The following is a 17,958-nucleotide window of genomic DNA, read 5'->3' on the forward strand; positions in this document are numbered from 1 at the left end:
CGCCCCACCCGTCATCGATAGTTGAAGGTGCGGCGCCCGTCAGAGCCCGTACCCTCGTCCCCCTTCATCTCGACTGCCCCGCCCGACGAGTATGACGGACAGGACGCGCTCTGTACGGTGATCTGGTATCCAGGGCCCGGAGCCGTCCGGCGAGGCGGCACTGCCTGGGCGCCAGAACCCTTCCTGCACGCCACGCAGGTCACAGGGGCCTGAGTCACGGCGGTGACGCCGCGACCACTGCTTTCGGCCTCGGATGCGCGTCGGCAGGCGGATTCGCCGCGTGAACAGGCATAATCCCTGCATCACGAGTAAGTCAAAACTCTGGTTTACTCCGCAGTAGATCCCTTTGCGCTTTTAGGCTCCCCGCTGTGCGGCGTCGGGGCTCCGGCGTCGCCGGTCTACAAGGGGAGAGCGTCCGTGGGGGATGAGGCGAGCGCGTCTATCGCGGGTTACCGCGACCTGGTGGTGATCGGGCGTGGCGGGTCGAGTGTTGTATACCGGGCTTGGCAGGCGCGGTTCGAGCGCTATGTCGCGGTCAAGGTGCTGGCCGGGGAGTTCGATGAGACCGCGTCGCGGCGCTTTGTGCGGGAGATGCGGCTGACCGGGCGGTTGACCGGGCATCCGCATGTCGTGACGGCGCTGGATGCCGGGACCACGAGCGCGGGGCAGCCGTTCATGGCCACCGACTTGTACGAGCAGGGCTCGCTGCAGGACCGCCTGGACGCCTCCGGTCCGTTACCTGCCGTGGAGGTCGCCGCCATCGGGGCGAAGATCGCCGGGGCGCTGGCCGATGCGCACACGCTGGGCATCGTGCACCGCGATGTGAAGCCCAGCAATATCCTGATATCGCGCTTCGGGGAGCCGGCGCTGGCCGACTTCGGGGTGGCGGTGGCTCCCGGATCCACGTCCGGGATGACCAGTGGGAACGCCTTCACCCCGGTCCACGTGGCGCCCGAGACGGTCGCCGGAGCCAGGCCCTCTGCGGCGGGCGACGTCTACTCCCTCGGCTCGACGCTGCACCACCTGTTGACCGGCCTGCCGCCGTTCTACCGGGCCGACAGCCCGGAGATCATCGCCTTGTTGTTCCGCATCGTGAACGAGCCGCCGCCGGAGCTGCACTGCCCGGAGCTGCCCGCGCTCGTGACCGTCATCCGGACCGCCATGGCGAAGCATCCGGCGGCCCGGCCCGCCGGTGCCGCGCAACTGGCCTGGAGACTCAGGGAGCTGATCCTGCCCGACGGGTGGGCGCACGCCGACCCGGTCGCCGCCCCTTCGCCGGACGTCGACCTCCCGCCGTGGCTGATCTCGGAACCGGTGGCCCTGGCCCTGCCGTCGGCGGCGGGCGTCACGTTGGCCATCACCGGCCCAGAGCCGTATCCATCGGCGCGTAAGCCGGCTGGCCGGCGTGCGAGCTCGGCGCGCCGCCGTGCGGCGGCTCTGGTCGGCGCCGGGATCGGGATCGCGGGGTTGGCCCTCGCGCTCAGCACGATCTTCCGGCCTTGGTGAGCGGTTGGCACCGAGCTGATCTGCGTTCGACTTTTTCGCTCGCCCCCTGCGATCGACCTCCCGCTTTGCCCTCTGTCGGTGCTGACTGACAGCGTGTCCGCCATCAGCACGGGGATGCGGATGGCGGAACCAAGTAAGGGGTGGGCCCGATGGCATGGTTGGCCGCGGGACAGGGATATGAGATCGCGCTGGTCGAGGGGCGTGTGGCCGCGCGGGCCACGGCGGGCCGCAGTGCGGGCCGGCAGCTGAAGACGCTGCCGAAGGCGCTCCGGGACGACCCGGAGGTGGACCGGCTCCGGCGCCTGGCCGAATGGCTGGACCGGCACGCGGCGGGCTGCGTGGCACAGGTCGACGCGTGGATGGTCTCCTCGCTCCCGGTGCCCACCGCGCTGGTGGCGCGGGTGTGGCCGGACGAGGCGTGGCAGACCGCGCTGCGGGACCTGGTCGTCGTCGGCGACGATCCGGACGAGGCGGGCTTCCTGCGCGGCGTCACCGAGGACGGCGGGCTGCGCGTGGTGAATCTGGACGGTGAGACGGTGCGGCTCAGCCCGCGGACCGTCACGCTGCCGCATCCGGTGCTGCTGCCGGACCTGGACGAGCTGCGGGAGTTCGCCGCCGAGCTCGGGGTCGAGCAGCGGGTCGAGCAGATCTACCGGGCGACCTGGCGCAAGCCGGAGGACCCGGCTGGGGATGACGCGGCCAAGGCCGGAGCGGCGCGCGTCACCGAGTTCGCCGGCGGCCGGTTCCCGTCCCGCTTCGTCCTCGCCGCCCGCGCGACGTCGCTGGGCTACCGGGTCAGCGGCGGCTACGCGAACTGCCGGGTGCGCGACGGCGGCCGCACCGTCGAGGCCTCGATGTGGATCGGCGAGCCCTACTGGGACGAGGACAGCGAGACCGGCGCGCTCACCTGGCACGGCGAGGAAGGCAGTGCCCTGAGACAGTCCGAGGTGGGCCCGGTGGCCTGGTCGGAGGGAATGCGGATGGCTGCGGCGCTCTACGCGGGCCGCGTGATCGAGGAGGGCAAGGACGCGTGAGCGGCTCGCAGAACACGAATCAGAACACGAATCAGAACACGAACCAGGACGCCAGCGAGAACGCGGATCAGGCTACGAACATCGAAACCAGCACCCTGACCCCCGAGCACGCGGCGTCCCTGCTGGCCGCCGGCGCGATCCTCCCGCCCGGCACCGCCGTCGCCTCGGAGCGCGCCGTGTCCCTGACCGCGCGGGCCTACCGGCACCCCGGCCTGGACGACCGCGTCGTGGTCCGCCTCACCCCGGGCGTCCTGGGCGCGGCCGAGGACGCCGCCGCCGGATTCCTCGGCCTGACGCCCGACGGCGAGCCCGCCGAGGTGGGCCTCGGTCTGCGGGCCTCGCTCGGCTTCCCCGAATGGGTGCTGGTGCACCACCCGGAGGACGGGCACCAGGCCCTGGCGCTGCTGCCGGAGCTGGAGCGCGCCTCGAAGCAGGCGAAGTCCCGCCCGAAGGCGGCGCTCCAGGCCTACCAGGGCATCGCCGACCGGCTCGCCGCCGCGCTGCCGCACTTCCTGCCCACGTACTACGAGCAGGTCGGCCGGGTGTTCCTGGCCGCGGAGAGCGCCACCTTCGCCTCGCAGATGTTCACCAAGGCCCGCCGCGCCGAATCCGCGCACGGCCTGGAGCTGGACGAGGACCGGCTCGACGAGGTCTTCCTGGAGTTCGCGCTGGCCGGCGCGCTGCCGGCCAAGGCCCTGGTCGAGTATGGCAAGGCCCTGTCGGCGCGGGTCTCCCCGGCCGAGGCGCTGGGCCGGTACACGCGCTTGTGCTCGCGGCGCACCGCCGGCGGGCTGACCCCCTCGGCCCAGCTGGCCACCGAGCTGCGCCGGCTGGCGAAGGCCTCGGGCGCGGACGCGGCGGCCGTCGAGCGCGAGTACCTGGCCGGCCTGCTCACCCTGCCCGCGACGCTGCGTGCGCCGGAGGGCTGGTGGAAGAGCCACCGCGCGGCGATCGTCACGTTGGTGCGCGAGGACCCGGAGATCCGGCGCGCGCTGCTCAACGTCGTGCCCAGCGCCGGCGACGCCGAACTGCCCGGTCTGTGGCTGGCCGTCCTCACCGAGAGCGGCGCGATCGAAGGGCTCTACGACGACGCGCCGGCCGAGGCCGTACGCCCCGAGGACGGCGTCGCCGGATGGCTGCGGCGGTTCCAGTCGATGCGGTCCGGATGGCGCGCGCGGGGACGGATGCCCGAGCTCTACTCCCTGGTCGAACGCTGCCAGGCGCGGCTGCGCGAGGAGCTGGCCGCCGACGGCGGAACGCTGGACGCGCAGGACGACCTGGACCTGCTGGACCTGTTGCTGGCGCTCAAGGTGCCGGTCGCCGACCCGCACGAGCACCTGTCGCTGCCCCTGGAGGCCTGGGGAGCCGGCGACGGCCAGCGCGACCTGGCCGCCCTCGAAGCCGACGGCCGGTTCGTCACGGCGTTCGCCCGGGGCACGCAGTCCTTCGGCGCCGACGACTCGACCCGCCGCGCCATCAAGAAGCTGATAGCCGCGCCGGGCGGCCGGGTGCTGCTGACCGCCTGGGTCGCGGCGGTCGCCGGCGAGTTCACGGCCACCGGCCTGCCCGCGCTGCCGACCGCGATGGCGCGGCTGAACTGGCTGCCCGGCGAGGCGCTGGCGCTGGCGGAGGAGCAGGTGCGGGCCGCCGCGCGGACCGACCTGGCCCCGGTGCTGGTGCGCACGCTGCGCGCCGGGCTCCTGGACGAGTTCTGCTGGCCGGCGTGGGAGCAGGCGATGGCCGAACTGGTCTCGGGCAAGAGCGTCGAGGACCTGATCGTCGCCGACGCCTGGCCCCACCTGATCGTCGGCGGTCCCACGCAGGTCCGGGTGCTCGGTGCGGACGGCCCGGTCCTGACCCACGACCTGCGCGTCCCGGCCGATGACGTCTACGGCAACCCCGGGTACCACTACGTCGACGGCGAACTCCTGGTCCTGTGGAACTCCCGGGCTCTGGACGGCCGGCTGCGCGGCTACTGGCACCACTCGCCGGACCGGCTGTTCGCCGTCGAGCGGACCGACCGGTCCGAGCGCGACGCTCGCAGCCTGCGGATGTACTACTACGGCCCGGGCCGGCTGCGGCGGAGCCTCCCGCTGCCCGGCGGCGGCCGGACCACCGGCAACGCGCCGCTGCGGCCCGGCGACACCGCGGTGCCGACGGACTTGGAGATCATGAGCGACGGCGTGTCGTACTGGGTCTGGACCTGGGACGGCACGAACCACGAGACGACGGCCTGGTACGAGTACGACCCGGCGACCGGCCAGGCCGGCCGCAAATCCTCGCCGGCCTTCCTTGCCGACGCGCTGAAGAACGCCCCGGCCGGCTCGGAGCTCGTCGGCGGCCGGCTCCACCCCGCGGTCTCCGACCAGCCCGGCCCGACCGCGCGGCCGGTCGGCGGACTCCTCGGGTTCCGCATCGTCAAGCTGCCGGACGGCTCGCTGCGCGGCGAGGACCTGTCCGGCGTGACCGTGACCGCGCCGGCCGGGACCTCGGGCATCAGCGGCGCGATCGTGTTCCCCGGCGACGAGGCCGGGCGGGCGCTGGTCGGCACCGGCAGCTACGAGATCAGCCTGCTGGACGCCGAAGGCGTCCTGGTCGCGCAGGCCAAGACCGACGGCAAGCCGGGCACCTATGCCAAGGGCACCGTGCTCCTGCCGCCGGCCTCCTTCTGGTGCTACCTGCGCCCGCGCGACGAGCAGGCTTCGCTGGCGCTGCGCCGGATCGACCGCGACACCGCCACCGCGCTGCTGGCCGCCGGAGCCGACATCCCGGCGCCGAAGTCCGACGAGGCCAAGGCCGCCCGGCGTGCCCGGATCCGCGAACTGCTCCCGCAGGTGACCGACGAGGCGCTGGTCAAGGGCATCGCCGGGATCGTGCGCCACGCGGCCAAGCAGCAAAGCGAACTGGACCGGGTCGCCGAGCGGCTGGAACAGGCGCTGGCGGGCGGGACGGGGGAATCCGAGCTCGAAGACGCCGGCCCGAAGGACGACGTCGTCAGCGCCGCCCTCGGCGGGTTTGTGAATCAGGGCTATTACTCGCGGTGGCGTCCGGCCGATCCGGCGCTGTTCGGTGTGCTGCGGGTGCTGACCAGGGAACTGCGGGACAAGCCGGAGCGGGCCCGGCCGGTGCGGGTCCACGTCGACGGACCGGTCCTTCCGGCCACCCAGCTGTGGGAGGCCGCGGTCGCCGCCCCGCCCGCAGCCGCCCTGCGTTCCGTCTCGCCCTTCGCAGAGCCCGAACAGCGGGCCGCCCTGCACAGCCTGCTGACCGAGCTGGAAGCGCTGGGGCTGGCCGAACCCGCCGAGCAGTCCACGTGGCGGCGGTTCGCCGGCAACGTGCTGCGCTCGGAGCTGAGGTCCGGCGACACCAGGGACTCCTGGCTCGGCCTGCTGCCCCTGGACGGCGGCGGCTGCGCGGCGTTCCTGGAGTACGACTGGGACTCCCCGCACTTCGAGTTCACCGGCCTGATCCACGATCCGGCCGGCCGCTTCGAGCTGCCCGCGCCCTACCGGGTCACCTCGCTGACCCCGCTGACCCCGGTGACCCCGGGCGGCACCGAGCGGCCGACCGGCTGGCTCGGCGGCTTCCTCACCGAGGCGGCCGCGCACGAGGACGTCGCGCCCTGGTTCGCGAGCGCCGCCGAGGAGTTCGCCGCGCTCACCGGCGTCACCCCGACCACCGCCAAGCTGGTGGTCGCCGGACTGCCGCGGTTCGACCAGCCGGGGCGGGGCTTCCTGCCTCGCGAGGTCTCCGCGGCGCTCGGGGTGACCTCCACCGAGGCGGACGTCGCCCGGGACCGGCTGAACGCGCTGGGCTTTCCCGCCGCGATCGAACTGGTCTCGGCGCTGCTCCCGGCCGACCCGGCCGCGCTGTGGACGCAGGGCCCTGATGTCGCGGCCGCGGCCGGGGTGTGGAACCGGCTGGTCGGCAAGCAGGTCTCGGTCCCGGAGACGCTGATCGCCGAGGCACGGCGCGCGGCGCCGTCCGGATGGGACGTGCTGGAGGCGTTGCCGGCCCTGGTCGCCCCCGCCTCGTCGCCACGGCTGAGCGTCGACCTGACCTGGCAGGTCAGCGGCGACCGGGGGCGCCCCACCGAGGAGCAGGCCGTCGGCTTCGGCGCCATGGCGCTGGTCGGCGCCGTTTCGCTGGCCGCCTGGCTGGCCCACCGGCTCCCGGCCGGCGACCCGGTGCGGGCCGCGCTGCCGACCGCGCTCGCGGCGGTCCGGGATCGGCTGGCCAATCCGAGCCTGCTGATCGACCTGAACCGCTACGTCGATCTGGACGAGTTCCGCAAAACCGCCGGCGCGCCCACGGAAGTCGGCACCGGCTTCGAGCGCTTCGGCGCGGTCGTCATGGCCACCGCCGACAACCAGCCGTACCCCGCGCTCAAGGTGTCGCTGTTGGACGCCGCGGGGACCGACCCCTACGTCCCGGCCCTGCGCGGCGACAGCGCGTTGCCGCTCGCGGCCGAGGTGGCGCTGCGGGCGGTCCGCGATCCGCGGTTCGCGGCGCTGCTCGCCGATCCCGGAGACCCGGTCGCCGGGGCCCGGGACGCCGACGGCACCTGGTCGCCGCAGGATCCGACGCGATCGGTGCCGGAGCTGACGACGGAGGTCGCGAAGGAGCTCGGCGTGGGCGAGGACGCCGCCGCGGTGTACCTGATGCTGCTGGCGATGCCGGACCCGACCGACCGGAACACGGCGCGCTGGACCGGATGGAAGCCGGCCCGGCTCAAGGCGGCGCGCGCCGAGCTGGCCCGGACCGACGTCGTCGTCGAGGCGGTGCGGGCCCGCGCGGGCCGGGCGCTGTTCCTGCCCGGCGCGTGGGCGGACATCCGGTCCCCGTACGTGCCGGTGGAGTCCTGGAAGCTGCCGTTCTTCGACGGCCTGATGCACGACCGGGGCGGCGTGCGGGTGCCGACCGAGCCCGTCGCCGACCTGTACCGCAGGGCGTGGCAGCGGGTTCAGGACGGCGACGCGCCGCGGTTCGAGGAGTTGCGGACCGCGCGCCGGGGACGCCGCCGGTGAGCGCGTCCCCGGGGTTCGCAGAACTCTTCCACGACAGTTTTCTCAATCTCCTGACACCGAATTCACGGATAACGACATCAAGGCAGGAACGTTCATGACCACCACAGCCCAGGCCCCGGACACACCGACGGCCCAGCTGCTGCCCGCCGAACACCGCCACGAGGCCGAACTCGCCTTTCTCGAGGCGCAGGACACCGGGCCCCGGCCGCCCCGCTGGCGGCTCACGCCGCAGGCCGTCGTCACCTTCCTGTGCGGCAGCGACGGCGAGCCGCTGAAGCTCGCCAAGGCTCAGCCGGACGTGCCGGACAAGCTGGTGATCAGCCGCAAGTTCGTCGGCGAGCGGGCCCTGGTCGAGCGCTGCGTCGTGACCCTGGCCGGGGAGCGCGGGCTGCTGCTGGTCGGCGAGCCCGGCACCGCCAAGTCGATGCTCTCCGAGCTGCTGGCGGCGGCGGTGTGCGGGACCAGCCGGCTGACCGTGCAGGGCACCGCGGGCACCACCGAGGACGCCTTCCGCTACGGCTGGAACTACGCGCTGCTGCTCTCGCAGGGCCCGACGCCCCAGGCCCTGGTCGACTCGCCGGTGCTGGCCGCGATGCGGTCCGGGCGGGTGGCGCGGGTCGAGGAGATCACCCGCTGCCTGCCGGAGGTGCAGGACGCGCTGGTGTCGATCCTGTCCGACCGGCACATGAGCGTGCCGGAGCTGACCGGGACGCCGGAGGGCTCGGTGCCGGCGGTCCCCGGGTTCACCGTGATCGCCACGGCGAACCTGCGGGACCGGGGCGTGTCGGAGATGTCCGCCGCGCTCAAGCGCCGGTTCAACTTCGAGACCATCGACCCGATCTCCGACGCGGACGCCGAGACCGAGCTGGTGCGCCGGCAGGCGCGCGCGTCGGTGCAGCGGGCCGGCGCCGCGTACGCGGTCGACGACACGGTGCTGGAGGTGCTGATCACGGCGTTCCGCGACCTGCGGACCGGCCGGTCCTCCGAGGGCTGGGACGTCGAGCGGCCCGGGACGGTGATGTCCACGGCGGAGGCGGTGCAGGTGACCGCGGCGCTGGGCATCGCGTCGGCGTATCTGCCGGGCGGGGACGTGCTGGACCTGCTGCCGGGGCACCTGCTCGGGGTGGTGCGCAAGGACGACCCGCAGGACCACGCGCGGCTGCTGGGGTACTGGGACGGTCCGGTGCGACGGCGGGCCGAGCAGGGGTCGGCGACGTGGCGGCGGCTGTGGGATCTGCGGGAGACGCTGCGGTGACGACGACGGTGGCGGAGCCGACAGAAAGCGGCTATGCCCTGGCCGGGGCTGATCCGCGCGATGCGGTCGCCGAGCTCGCGCAGAGCTCGGCGCCGTACCTGATCGGGGTGCGGCACCACAGCCCGGCGCTGGCCGCGGTGGTCCCGGCCCTACTGGACGCGGCGGACGCGGAAGTGGTCTGCGTCGAGCTGCCGACGGACTTCCAGACGTGGCTGCCGCATCTGGCCGACGCGGACACGGTCGCGCCGGTGGCGCTTGCCGGTGCGGGAGCCGACGGGTACCTCGGGTTCTATCCCTTCGCCGACTTCTCTCCCGAGCTCGCCGCCATCCGGTGGGCTCGGGAGCGGGGACGGGAAGTCGTCTGCTGCGACCTGCCGCTGGGCGACGCGGGGTGGGCGGCGGGCACCGAGGGGACGAGGTCGGGCAGCGCGTTCGCCGACGCGTTGCGCGATTCCGGGTCGGGACGCGAGGGCGACGACTACTGGGACCGCGCGGTCGAGGTGCTGGCTCCGGGGTGCGCCCCGGAGTCGGTTCGACGCGCGGCGCTCGGGGTCGGCTGGGCGTTGCGGACGGACAGCGGCGACGGCGTGCCGGCGGTCGACCTGGCGCGCGAGGCTCATATGCGGGGCGCGATTTCGCAGGCTGCCGAAGGCGGGCGGCGCGTGGCGGCGGTGGTCGGGGCGTTCCATGCGCCGGCGCTGGTCGGCTCGGTGGGCGATGGTGCTGGTGCGGGTTCGGCGGCTTCGGCTGCGAGTTCGGCAGCGGCAAGCTCGGCGGTAACAGGGACCTCTGACTCGGCTGCGGCAGGGGGCTCCGGCTCGGCGGCTTCGGCAACGGCAGGTTCGGATTCGGGCTCGGCGGCAGGAGGGGCCTCTCGTTCGAGTTCGGGCTCCGGCTCGGCAGCAGCAGCGGGTTCGGGTTCTGGTCGTGCTTCGGGCGCGGTGGCGGGTGCGCCGAGTTCGGGCCCGACCTCGACCACCTCCCTGGTCCCCTACGCCTTCGACCTGCTCGACTCGCGCTCCGGCTACCCGGCCGGGATCCGCGATCCGCGCTGGCAGCAGTCCGTCTTCGCCGCCGGCGGCGACCCCGAGTCGATCCAGTTCGCAGCGGCGCGCGCGATCACCGATGTCTGCCGCGAGCTGCGGGCTGCCGGGCATACCGCCGGGACCGGCGAGGCTTCCGAGGCTTTGCGCCTGGCCGGTGATCTGGCCCGGTTGCGGGGGCTTCCGGCGCCGGGTCGTGGCGAGATCCTGGAAGCCGTGAACACGGTGCTCGGCCAGGGGGAGTTGCTGGGGCGCGGCCGCGCGTTGGCCCGTGCGCTGGACACCGTGCTGGTCGGCAGCGTGCGTGGCCGGGTGGCTCCGGGCACGCCGCGTTCCGGGCTCGGGCCGTCGGTCGAGGCCGAGTTGGCCGGGCTGCGGCTGCCGGATCCGGAGGAGCCCGCAGCGCGCGAGGTCCGTCTGGATCCGCTGCGCTCCGAGCTCGACGGGCGGCGTGAGGTCCTGCTCCAGCGGCTGCTGGTCTGCGGTGCCGGCTATGGCGAGCCGGTCGAGGTGACCGGGACCGGCGACGGGACGGCGCTCACCTCACGGTGGCGGCTCGCCTGGACGCCGGGGGTGCCGGTGCGGCTGGATCTGGCCGGGGTGCGCGGGGTCACCGCGGCTCAGGCCGCGGCCGGGACGCTGCGAGAACGCTTCCGTCGGCAGGCCGAGGACGGCGGCGCCACCTGCGCGGACATCCTGGACGGGCTGCGCGCCGCAGCGTCCTGCGACCTGCCGGAGCTGGTCCGGGCCCGATTGGCGGACGCCGCTGGAACGCTGCCCGGCCAGGCCGCCCTCCCGGAGCTGCTGGCCGCGCTGGACCTGCTCGAAGCGCTGGTCGAGGGACACCTCCCCGGGACCGGCGACGTCGAGCGCCAGCAGGCTGCGACGCTGTCCGGGACGCTGCTCGAAGCCGCCGTCCGCGCCCTGCCGGGCCTGGCCGGCAGCGACGACCCGGCCGATGCCGCCGCCCTGGTCGCGCTGGCCGACCGCGCCGCCGAGCTGCACCTCGGGCTGCGGCTGGCCGACGCGCTCGACACCCTGGCGCGCTCCGGTTCGCCGCTGATCCAGGGCGCGGTCGCGGCGGCGCGGGTGCTGCTCGGCCTGGACGGTGCCGAAGCGGTCGGGACCCGGGTCGGCGGATGGGTCGACGCCGCCGCGCACCCCGAGGGCCGACAGCGCTTGGCGCGTCACCTCGCGGGTCTGCTCACCGCGGCCGCGCCGCTGCTCCAGGCGGCACCGCAGGCCCTGGACCCACTGCTGGACCGGGTCGACACCCTGCCGGACCGCGATTTCCTCGACCGGCTCCCGGCCTTGCGCGGCGGGTTCGACACGCTCTCTCCGGCCGCACGTGACAGGGTCCTGACGACCGTCACCGAGCGCCTCGGCGACCGGCCCGATGTCACCCTGGCGGACGATCCGGCGCTGCTCGCGCTGTGGACCGTCGCTGACGCCGAGGCCTTCGAAGCGGTCCGCGCGCTCGGCGTGGTCCTCCCCGACGTCGCGCGACAGCCGGAATCCCCACCGTCGGTGGAATCGGTGGAATCGGTGGAATCGGTGGAATCGGTGAAATCGGTGAAATCGGTCGAATCGGTGGAATCCGAACCGCGTGTCTCGAACGACAAGCACCGCATCCCTCCGGCCGAACGCTGGCGCCTGCTGCTCGGACGCCAACCGGAGCGGTTGTCCGCGGACTCGCGCCGCTACGCCCGCGCTCTCGATGAGCTCTACGGGACCGGCCGCGGTGAAGGCTCCCAGGACCTGGAGAGCCGGACCGGCGACGGCCCGGGCGGCGGACGCGAAGCCGCCTTCCCGACCGCCCGCGAGTGGGCCGACGAGCTGAACGCGCTGTTCGGCGCCGACGTCCGCGAGGAAGTCCTCGGCCGGGCCGCCGCGGCGGGGCGTACCGATGTGCTCGACCAGCTGGACCCGGGATCCGTCCGGCCGTCCGTCGAGCTGCTGACCAACATCCTGTCGCTGGCCGGCGGACTGCCGGAGCAGAAGCTGGCCAAGCTGCGACCGCTGGTCCAGCGCCTGGTCGCGGAGCTCACGCGGGAGCTGGCCACCCGGCTGCGCCCGACGCTGACCGGCCTGGCCACGCCGCGGCCGACCCGCCGCCCCGGCGGTCCGCTCGACCTGTCGCGTACCGTGCGCGCCAACCTCGGCACGGCGCGGCGGCTGGAGGACGGCAGAACCCTGATCGTCCCCGAGCGTCCGATCTTCGGTACCCGTGCCCGGCGCGCCGCGGACTGGCGGCTGATCCTGGTCGTGGACGTCTCCGGCTCGATGGAAGCCTCGGTGGTGTGGTCGGCGCTGACCGCCGCGGTGCTGGGCGGGGTGCCGGCGCTGTCGACGCACTTCCTGGCGTTCTCGACCGAGGTCGTGGACCTGACCGGCCGCGTCGCCGATCCGCTGTCGTTGCTGCTGGAGGTCCGCGTCGGCGGCGGCACGCACATCGCCGCCGGGCTGCGGCACGCGCGCTCGCTGGTGACGGTGCCGAGCCGGACCATCGTCGCGGTCGTCAGCGACTTCGAGGAGGGATACCCGGTCGGCGGCCTGCTCGGCGAGGTCCGCGCGCTGGCGGCCTCCGGGGTGCACCTGATCGGCTGCGCGGCGCTCGACGACACCGGGCTGGCCCGGTACTCGGTGCCGATCGCCCAACAACTGGTCGCCGCCGGGATGCCGGTGGCGGCGCTCAGTCCTCTCGCTCTGGCCCGGTGGGTCGGCGAGCGTGTTCGAGGGGAGGCCCGATGAGTCTGCCACCGGTGGCGCCGGAGGTCACGGCCGCGGCGGTCGAGAGCCTGACGTCGCGGCTGCTGAAGAAGCTCGACGCGGCGGTCGGGCAGTACGGCGCGGCGGAGGCCGTGGCCGACGGGGACGTGGTGCGGGTGCGGTGCGGCGAGGACGCCGTGGTCACCCTCGCTCCGGACGCCTCGGGGGTCGTCGCGCTGGATGAGCAGGCTACGTGCACGTGTCTGCTGGCGCCGAAGTGTCTGCATCGGGCTGCGGTGCTCACGGCGTGTCCGGTGGCTGATTCGCAGGGTGCGACTGCGCTTCCGGCAGAGGCCCACGCAGCGGCGGATGCGGACAGCATGCAGGTCGCCGAAGCCACCAAAGTGAGCGACGTGGTCGAAGCTACCGAGGCCGCGCAGCCGGTCGGACCCGGCGACGTCCAGGTGGCCGCAGCCGCGGCACTGTGGTCGGCGGCGGCCTCGATCCTGGCCGCCGGGATCCCCGCGGCGGGAGCGGTGCCGCAGGCCGAGTTGCTCCGCGCCGCGCACACCGCGCGCCTCGCGGGTCTGCACCGGCCGGAAGCCGCCGCGCTCCGCGTCGTCCGCAACCTGCGTGCGGCCCGGTCCCAGAGCGACGCGCACCGGCTCGGCGATCTCGTCGCCGACCTGAGCGAACTCCTGCTCACCGCCAGTCTGTTGGCCGCCGCCGATCCGGATCCCGACCTGGTCGGGACGGCACGGCGGGCGTACGAGCCGGGCGGGAGCCTGCGGGTCCACGGCGTGTGCCGGGAGCCGGTGCTCAGCGCGACCGGCTACGGCGGCGTGGTGACCCACGTCCTGGCCGAGGACGGGCACTGGTTCACGGTCTCCGACGTGAAGCCGGGCGGCGCGGCGCGAGCGCGGGGCGCGGCCACGGCCCCGGTCGCGATCGGCGCGTCAGCCCTCGACCACAACCAGCTGTCCCGGGGCGGGCTGCTGATCGCCGGGGCCACGGTCTCGGCGGACGGCCGGCTCGGCGCGGGCAAGGGCGTGCGCGCCACGCCGCTGACCGGGCAGGGGTGGTCCGGCGGGCCGCTGTCGGCGCTGTTCGCCAAGCCGCTCGGAGCGGCGGTGCGTGCGCAGCTCACCGGCGTTCTGGGCGCCGGCTCTGACACCGAGCGACAGGGCTCTGATTTGATCGGCTGCGATGTCGTGGTCGTCGGGGCGTCCGGGGACAGCTTGCTGGTGCGGGCAGTCGACGGAGGCGGTGGCGATGGCCAGCCGGGCCCGCTGATCCGTCTCGTCGCCGCGCACGGGCATCCCGACTTCGCGCACACCGAGAACCTCCGCAGGCTCGCCGCACATCCGGGTCTGCGGATCCGGGTCGTCGGCCGCCTGGACCCGGACCGTACGGCGACACTGCGACCGCTCGCGGTCGGTCCCGTCCCGGACGCCGAGGCGACACTCGCGACGCTCCGGCTGCCGGAGTCCTGGCAGGGGCACGCCGACCTCGGGTACGACCGCTTGCAGGGCGTCCATTTCCCGCCGTCGGCCGGCGACGGACCCGGGCCCGGGCCGGGACCTGGATCGGGACCGGCCGTCGCGGAACCGCCCGACCTGGTCGCGGACTCACCGCTGTGGCGGCTCCGGCACATCGTGGAACTGGCGGTCTCCGGCGGACGACGCACCGTCGCAGAGTTCTCACGAACCTCGGCCCCGCACGTCGCACACCTGCGCCGGTCCGGTCTCCACGCCGCCGCGGACCGGGTCGCCGCGCTCGCCGCCGAGGCGGACCGCCGGGACCGGGACGTGTTCGGCCGCCTGACCGATCCGGACCCGGGCCGTTACGCGCAGGCCTGGCTGGCCGCGGGGTTGCAGCTGGCGGCCACGGAGCGGGCACTGGTGCGGGCCTCGTGGGAGCACAGCGGCTGAAAACGCTTTGGCGGCGCCGGCTTTCGATGGTCGGCGCCGCCGAAGCGATTGCTACGAACGCGGCCTGCGCGGCGTCGATAAGGTCCGCGCTGATCAGCTCGCCGGAGTCCGAAGCCGCCCGGGCCTTCTCCAGCAGGCTCCAGCTTTCCCGGGCCAACCCGGGATCCGATCCTGATCGAGCAGCCCGGCGAGCTCGGCGGCATGCCGCTCCAGCATTTCCGCCAGCCACTTGATCAGGCGACGGCCGGGTACAGCGCGGCCACGCCGCCGGCCAGTCCCGCGCGCACGTTCCTGCTGAGCTCGTCGACGACGATCTCGGTCTGGCCGGACTTGATGGCCTTGATCGCGAGCCGGGTGACTTCGGCCGGGTCGAGCTTGGAGTCGTCCACGCGCGCGGCCATCTCGGTGTCCATGTAGCCGACGTGCAGGCCGGCGACCTTGGTGCCCTGGCCGGCGAGCTCCTGGCGCAGCGCGTTGGTGAGGGACCATTCGGCGGACTTCGAGGCGCTGTAGCCGCCGAGGTGGGGCGCGTTGAACCAGGAGAGCACCGACAGGATGTTGAGGACGTAGCTCTCCTCGTGCGCGCCCAGCTGAGGCGCGAAGGCGCGGGTGACGGCCAGGGTGCCGAAGAAGTTGGTGTCGAACTCGCGGCGGATCTCGTCGACGTCGCCGTCGAGAAGGCGGGTGAAGGTGGCGAGGCCGGCGTTGTTGACCAGGATCGAGACGTCGGTGGCGGTCTTGGCCGCGGCGGCCACGGAGGCCGGGTCGGTGATGTCGAGGGCGAGCGGGGTGACGCCTTCGAGGTCGACGGAGGCGGGGTTGCGGGCGCCCGCGTACACGTGGACCCCGCTGTCGCGGAGCTGCTGCGCGAGGTGCCGGCCGAGACCGCGGTTGGCGCCGGTGACCAGGGCGGTGGCGTTGGTGAGCTGCATCGGAGTGGGCCTTTCATTTGGGTTGGTTTTTCCAATCTAGATGGCTGGGTTGGAAAAAGCAATCCAGTCGCCTACACTGGTCCCATGGCCAAGGTTCCGGAGACCCCCTGTTCGATCGCTCGGAGTGTCGGCGTGCTCGGGGAGCGGTGGACGATCCTGATCCTGCGCGACGCCATCGACGGCTTGTCGCGCTTCGACGACTTCCGCCAGAGCCTCGGGGTCGCCCCGGACGTGCTCAGCGCCCGCCTGGCGACGCTGGTCGAGTACGGCGCGATGGAGAAGGTCGAATACCGCGAGCACGGGGAACGCCGCCGCCACGCCTACGCCCTCACCGAGGCCGGCCGCGAGCTGCTGCCCGTGCTGATGGCGCTGCAGGCATGGGGCGACAAGCACCTTCCCTGGCACGACGGCCCGAGCGTGCTGCGGCGCGACACCTCAGGCGGCCCGGTGCACGTCGGGCTGATCGACGAACACGGCCGCGAGATCGCCCTCGACGACCTGTCCCAGGTCTGGACCGACGCCTACCCCGCCGAGCGGATCGAGCTGCTGGAACGTCGCGGCTGACCGCCACCCCACCGACGAGAGCGGAACATGGACGCATCCACGCAGGAGACGCAAGGCCAGGTCACCATACGGCGCAGTGGATCAGGCGAGCCGCTGGTCCTCATCCACGGACTCGGGGGCCGCTGGCAGCACTTCGAGCCGGTCATCGACGACCTGGCCCGCGACTTCGACGTCATCGCCGTCGACCTCCCGGGCTTCGGTGAGACGCCGCTGCTCCAAGGGGTGCGCCCGGGCCCGAAGGGTTACAGCGCCTGGCTTGCCGGATGGCTCGCCGAAGAGGGGATCCAACGCCCCCACATCGTGGGGAACTCGATGGGCGGGGCCATCGCGCTGGAACTGGCTCGGACGACCGAACTCAGCAGCGTCACCGTGTTCTCTCCGGCCGGGTTCTATCGAATGCCGGGCCTGATGTGGTCCGGCGGCGTCCTGATGACGATGCGCCTCGCCTACCGGTTGGGCGGGCCGATCACGCGTGCCGCGCTCGGGACGGCGACCGGCCGGCGGGCCATGTTGGGCGCCGTGGTCGCGCACCCGACGCAGATGACGTCGGCGGACGCTCGCGACACCGTCAAGGCGCTCGCTTCCGGAAAAGCCTTCGCCCCGGCACGCAACAGCCACCTCACCTACCGCATCAGCGCTGCCGAGAACGGGGCAGTATCAGCGCATGCCCCGACGACGATCACGTGGGGCACCGGCGACCGCCTGCTCATCTACCGCACGCAGAGCCGCCGGGCTCGGGCCGCCTACCCTGCCGCCCGACACGTCGACCTGGAGGGCTGCGGTCACGTCCCGTTCGGCGACGATCCCACCGCCTGCGCGCGGGTCATCAGGGAGACGGCGGCTGAAGCAAGCAGCTTGGCCGCCCCGGAGTAGGCCTTCGCGCTACGCGATTCGGTGCCACTTCGCCATTTCCGACTCGGATGTAAGAGCTCGAACATCAAAACCCTGTAAAGGTGGTTGATCTCACCGCGCCTGCGATGCTTCCGCGTCCGGCGCGGTTTGCTGGCGCTTCTGCTTTATGTGCTGGTGCTGGTGCTGGTGCGGGTTGGGTGTGGTGGGTGCGGTTGGTTTGTGGTTTTTAGAAGCTTTTTACGGCTTCGCGCATGGTTGGATGGCCTCGCGGGGGGCGCAGTTCGGTGGTGCCACGCGGCTGGCGTTGGCGGCTGGCCGGTGTGGCTGTGCAAGGGCGGGGCCTCCGGCGGCGCCTGCGCGGCGAGCGGCCTCGCTCCGGGGATGGGGGGTCGCGCTGTCAGGCGGCGGCTGCTGCTTGTGGTCGCCTTCGTCCCGGGTTCCCCGTCGCGTCGGCGCCTCACGGAAGCAGACCGGCCAGCCGGTATCAAGCCGCATCACTGCTGCTGACCTGGCGAAACGCTCGGCCTGACACCGGCTGTCCGGTCAGCTTGGCTGCGCCCGCCGACGCGACGGGGAACCCGGGACAACCCCACCTGTGGGATCGGTCCCCGCACCTCGTACCCGACGCCTCACCGCCGCGTGTGCGCCCGGGTGGACCCCGTCCACACCACAGGCCGGGGTTGTCCCGGTTCCCTCGTCGCTGTCGGCGGGCTCTGCCAATCAGGTCGGACAGGCGGTGTCAAGTCGCACGCAGCCCCACCACAGCAGCAGTGATCCGACTTGATACCGCCTGGCCGATCTGATTCCGTTCACGGCGACGACAGCGATGAGGGAACCGGGACGAAGGCGACCACAAGCAGCGTCCGGCGGCAGACTACGCGACCCCCCACCCTCCGAGCCGAGGCCGCTCGCCGCGCAGGCGCCTGCTCTTGATTTTTGGCACCCACCACACGCGGCCGCCACCCGCCCGCACAACGTGTGCGCAGTGACTCGGACCGCCGCGCGGTCGTGCACAGCGACACCGGCGGCCGCCAGCGCAACCCGCTCCGCACCACCGAACTGCGTCCCCCCGCGAGGTCATCAAACCATGCGCGAAGCCGTAAAA

The 17,958-nt window shown here is 73.4% G+C and carries 9 protein-coding genes; 8 read left to right on the forward strand and 1 reads right to left on the reverse strand.

Annotated elements, in window-relative coordinates:
* Positions 1–417 precede the first annotated feature (417 nt).
* The 6 genes from GWK61_RS41195 (at position 418) to GWK61_RS41220 (ending at position 14,505) form a co-directional block, all read left to right on the forward strand.
* A complete protein-coding gene (locus tag GWK61_RS41195) occupies positions 418–1,506 on the forward strand; it encodes a serine/threonine-protein kinase (protein ID WP_194917164.1) in 1,089 nt (362 codons plus the stop codon).
* Between the two features lie 149 nt (positions 1,507–1,655).
* Positions 1,656–2,540, forward strand: a complete 885-nt coding sequence (locus GWK61_RS41200; RefSeq protein ID WP_194917165.1) for a DUF4132 domain-containing protein — start codon at positions 1,656–1,658, stop codon at positions 2,538–2,540.
* Positions 2,537–7,567 carry a hypothetical protein gene (locus GWK61_RS41205; RefSeq protein ID WP_228563786.1) on the forward strand — a complete coding sequence of 1,677 codons (5,031 nt, stop codon included), beginning with the start codon at positions 2,537–2,539 and terminating at the stop codon, positions 7,565–7,567. The genes GWK61_RS41200 and GWK61_RS41205 overlap by 4 nt, the downstream gene beginning before the upstream one ends.
* Positions 7,568–7,661: 94 nt before the next feature.
* Positions 7,662–8,822 (forward strand): ATP-binding protein, encoded by a 1,161-nt coding sequence (locus GWK61_RS41210; protein WP_194917166.1) that lies wholly within the window; start codon positions 7,662–7,664, stop codon positions 8,820–8,822.
* The gene (locus tag GWK61_RS41215; RefSeq protein WP_323747990.1) at positions 8,819–12,616 is read left to right on the forward strand and encodes a vWA domain-containing protein; all 3,798 of its coding nucleotides are present in this window, start codon (positions 8,819–8,821) and stop codon (positions 12,614–12,616) included. Before GWK61_RS41210 ends, GWK61_RS41215 begins: the two co-directional genes overlap by 4 nt.
* Positions 12,613–14,505, forward strand: a complete 1,893-nt coding sequence (locus GWK61_RS41220) for an SWIM zinc finger family protein (protein ID WP_194917167.1) — start codon at positions 12,613–12,615, stop codon at positions 14,503–14,505. The genes GWK61_RS41215 and GWK61_RS41220 overlap by 4 nt, the downstream gene beginning before the upstream one ends.
* 233 nt (positions 14,506–14,738) lie before the next feature.
* Here the strand turns inward: GWK61_RS41220 and GWK61_RS41225 are convergent, their stop codons facing one another.
* Complete coding sequence (locus GWK61_RS41225; protein ID WP_194917168.1) at positions 14,739–15,437, reverse strand: SDR family oxidoreductase; 699 nt, start codon at positions 15,435–15,437, stop codon at positions 14,739–14,741.
* Positions 15,438–15,521: 84 nt separating this feature from the next.
* On the opposite strand from GWK61_RS41225, the gene GWK61_RS41230 reads away from it, so the two are divergent.
* Positions 15,522–16,001, forward strand: a complete 480-nt coding sequence (locus GWK61_RS41230) for a winged helix-turn-helix transcriptional regulator (protein ID WP_194917169.1) — start codon at positions 15,522–15,524, stop codon at positions 15,999–16,001.
* Positions 16,002–16,028: 27 nt separating this feature from the next.
* Positions 16,029–16,874, forward strand: coding sequence for an alpha/beta fold hydrolase (locus GWK61_RS41235; protein WP_194917170.1), 846 nt, complete (start codon positions 16,029–16,031; stop codon positions 16,872–16,874).
* Positions 16,875–17,958: the final 1,084 nt, after the last annotated feature.

The sequence above is a fragment of the Catenulispora rubra genome (assembly GCF_015356825.1).
Lineage (GTDB): Bacteria > Actinomycetota > Actinomycetes > Streptomycetales > Catenulisporaceae > Catenulispora > Catenulispora rubra.